Origin of the sequence: Veillonella sp. VA142 (assembly GCF_003992135.1) — a bacterium.
Taxonomy (GTDB): Bacteria; Bacillota; Negativicutes; order Veillonellales; family Veillonellaceae; genus F0422.
Genome location: NZ_RQVN01000042.1, coordinates 1 through 3,089, shown reverse-complemented (window position 1 = coordinate 3,089; position 3,089 = coordinate 1). Strand labels below are relative to the sequence as shown.

Annotated in this window: 1 rRNA gene; it reads right to left on the bottom strand. The window is 50.1% G+C overall.

The window, feature by feature from the left end:
• Positions 1-2,925, bottom strand: a 23S ribosomal RNA gene (locus EO117_RS08910).
• Between the last annotated feature and the right edge of the window lie 164 nt (positions 2,926-3,089).

Sequence of the window (3,089 nt, the reverse complement as noted above, 5' to 3'; positions counted from 1 at the left end):
AGTAAAGCCCTCGATCTATTAGTACCAGTCAGCTCCATGCCTTGCAGCACTTCCACACCTGGCCTATCAACCATGTCGTCTACATGGGATCTTACTAGCTTATGCTATGAGAAACCTCATCTCAAGGCTGGTTTCACGCTTAGATGCTTTCAGCGTTTATCCGTCCCGAACGTAGCTACCCAACTGTACCCTTGGCAGGATAATTGGTACACCAGCGGTTCGTCCACTCCGGTCCTCTCGTACTAGGAGCAGCCCCCTTCAAGTTTCTTTCGCCCGCGATGGATAGGGACCGAACTGTCTCACGACGTTCTGAACCCAGCTCACGTACCACTTTAATCGGCGAACAGCCGAACCCTTGGGACCTACTTCAGCCCCAGGATGTGATGAGCCGACATCGAGGTGCCAAACCTCCCCGTCGATATGGACTCTTGGGAGAGATTAGCCTGTTATCCCCAGGGTAGCTTTTATCCGTTGAGCGATGGCCCTTCCACTCGGCACCACCGGATCACTAAGCCCGACTTTCGTCCCTGCTCGACTTGTCTGTCTCGCAGTCAAGCTCCCTTCTGCCTTTACACTCTTCGAGCGATTTCCGTCCGCTCTGAGGGAACCTTTGGGCGCCTCCGTTACTCTTTAGGAGGCGACCGCCCCAGTCAAACTGTCCACCTAGGACTGTCCGGAAGGTCGTTACTCTTCCCGTTAGAGTTCAATTAATCAAAGGGTGGTATCCCAACAGCGACTCCACTAAGACTAGCGCCCTAGCTTCTACGTCTCCCACCTATCCTGTACATTCATTAACTAAAATCAATCCTAAGTTACAGTAAAGCTCCATGGGGTCTTTCTGTCCAGTCGCGGGTAACCTGCATCTTCACAGGTACTTCAATTTCACCGGGTCCCTCGTTGAGACAGTGCGCAAGTCGTTACACCTTTCGTGCGGGTCGGAACTTACCCGACAAGGAATTTCGCTACCTTAGGACCGTTATAGTTACGGCCGCCGTTTACTGGGGCTTCAATTCAGAGCTTCGGATTACTCCTAACCCCTCCTCTTAACCTTCCAGCACCGGGCAGGTGTCAGCACCTATACATCAGCTTTCGCTTTAGCAGGCACCTGTGTTTGTGGTAAACAGTCGCTTGCGCCTCTCTTGTGCCACCCATTCATGCTCCAGCCGTTACAAGCTTTCACACTACATGGGTCATCCTTTTCCCGAAGTTACGGATGCATTTTGCCGAGTTCCTTAACGAGGGTTTTCCCGCGCACCTTAGGATTCTCTCCCCGCCTACCTGTGTCGGTTTTGGTACGGGTAGTATGTCTCTACCTAGAAGCTTTTCTCGGCAACTTAGGATCAATTACTTCGCTCTATTGAGCTCGTCATCACGCCTCAGCTTTTAGTATAACGGATTTACCTATTACACAACCTACACGCTTAAACATGCACTTCCAATCGCATGCTAACCTACCTGTTTGCGTCACTCCATCGATCAAACAATTCATACTAGTACAGGAATTTCAACCTGTTGTCCATCGCCTATGCTTTTCCGCCTCGGCTTAGGTCCCGACTTACCCTGAGACGACGATCGTTGCTCAGGAACCCTTAGGCTTTCGGTGGAAAGGATTCTCACCTTTCTTTTCGCTACTCATACCGGCATTCTCACTTCTTACCAGTCCACAGCTCCTTCCGGTACTGCTTCAATCCAATAAGAACGCTCCCCTACCCAATGGTATTACTACCATTGCCACGACTTCGGCTCTGCATTTTAGCCCCGGACATTTTCGGCGCAGAGTCTCTCGACCAGTGAGCTATTACGCACTCTTTAAATGGTGGCTGCTTCTAAGCCAACATCCTGGTTGTTTTGGAAACTCCACATCCTTTGCCACTTAATGCAGCATTGGGGGCCTTAGTCGGTGGTCTGGGCTGTTTCCCTCTTGACTATGGGCCTTATCACTCATAGTCTGACTCCCATGTATAAGTATAGCCATTCGTAGTTTGACTAGGTTCGGTACCCGGTGTGGGCCCTAGCCCGATCAGAGCTCTACCGCCTATACTCTTTACCATGAGGCTAGCCCTAAAGCTATTTCGGGGAGAACCAGCTATCTCCGTGTTCGATTGGCATTTCACCCCTATCCACAACTCATCCCAAAGCTTTTCAACGCTCACGAGTTCGGTCCTCCACACAATTTTACCTGTGCTTCAACCTGGCCATGGATAGATCACTACGGTTTCGGGTCTACTACCACTAACTCTTCGCCCTATTCAGACTCGCTTTCGCTTCGGCTCCACGTTTTCCGCTTAACCTCGCTAGTGACAGTAACTCGCCGGTTCATTCTTCAATAGGCACGCCGTCGACCTGCTATTATACGGTCTTCGACTGTTTGTAGACATACGGTTTCAGGTTCTCTTTCACTCCCCTCCCGGGGTGCTTTTCACCTTTCCCTCACGGTACTATGCGCTATCGGTCCATACTGGTATTTTGCCTTGGAGGGTGGTCCCCCCTGCTTCCCACAAGGTTTCACGTGTCTCGTGGTACTCTGGATACTGCTCCACATATGCAGGATTTCGACTACAGGGCTTTCACCTTCTTCGGCCGAACGTTCCAAATCGGTTCGTCTATCCCATTTATGCTTGTTAGCAGTCCTCAACCCCGGTCTGGCGAACCAGTCCGGTTTGGGCTCTTCCCCGTTCGCTCGCCGCTACTAAGAGAATCTCGTTTGATTACTTTTCCTCTGGGTACTTAGATGTTTCAGTTCCCCAGGTGCCCTCCTCATACTCTCTGGTATGGGTGACAGAGCTTTTCTCTGCCGGGTTCCCCCATTCGGATATCTACGGGTCAATGGTCGCTTGCACCTCTCCGTAGCTTTTCGCAGCTTACCGCGTCCTTCTTCGGCCAGTATAGCCAAGGCATCCACCGTATGCCCTTACTATCTTTACTTGATAGTGACATATGGTTATGTCTTTGCTTTAGAGTCATCCTTTCAGATGCTCTCACCTTATAAGTTAATTTAGAGAATCTATGTGCTTGGTCTAACCCTTAGAGTCAACTCTAAGAGACCAAATCATAAATTTTATTATCTTCTATGCAGTTTTCAAAGAACA